This is a genomic window from Pseudomonas sp. K5002 (genome assembly GCF_013386655.1).
In the GTDB taxonomy this organism is placed as follows: domain Bacteria; phylum Pseudomonadota; class Gammaproteobacteria; order Pseudomonadales; family Pseudomonadaceae; genus Aquipseudomonas.
This window is the reverse complement of sequence record NZ_JACARK010001752.1, coordinates 1-424: the sequence shown is the minus strand read 5'-3', so window position 1 is coordinate 424 and position 424 is coordinate 1. Positions and strand designations below refer to the sequence as shown.

Genomic DNA, 424 nt, shown 5'->3' with positions numbered 1-424 from the left:
GCATGGGCTTGCGCACCCTGGCCCAGGTGCAGGCGTTGCCTCGGCATACCCTGGCCCGGCGCTTCGACGCTGCGCTGCTCAAGCACCTCGATGCACTGTGCGGCCAACGGCCCCTGGCGCTGGCGTTCTACCAGCCGCCGGACCGGTTTGATGTGCGCATCGAGCTGAATTTTGATGTGTTGTCCCACCAGGCCTTGCTGTTTCCCTTGCGCCGTTTGACTGGCGACCTGTCGGCGTTCCTGTGTGGCCGCGACAGTGGCGTGCAGCGTTTTGACTTGCACCTGGAGCACGCGGCCGAGCCCGACAGCGTGATCAAGGTCGGCCTGCTCAGCGCCGAGCGTGACGCGGCGATGCTGTTCGAACTGGCCCGTGGCCGCCTGGAGCAGGTGCAAGTCACCTCGCCGGTGCGTGGCTTTCGCCTGGT

The 424-nt window shown here is 66.5% G+C and carries 1 pseudogene; it reads left to right on the top strand.

Annotated elements, in window-relative coordinates:
* Window positions 1–424, top strand: a pseudogene (locus HX846_RS39095) (DNA polymerase Y family protein); the annotation flags it as partial.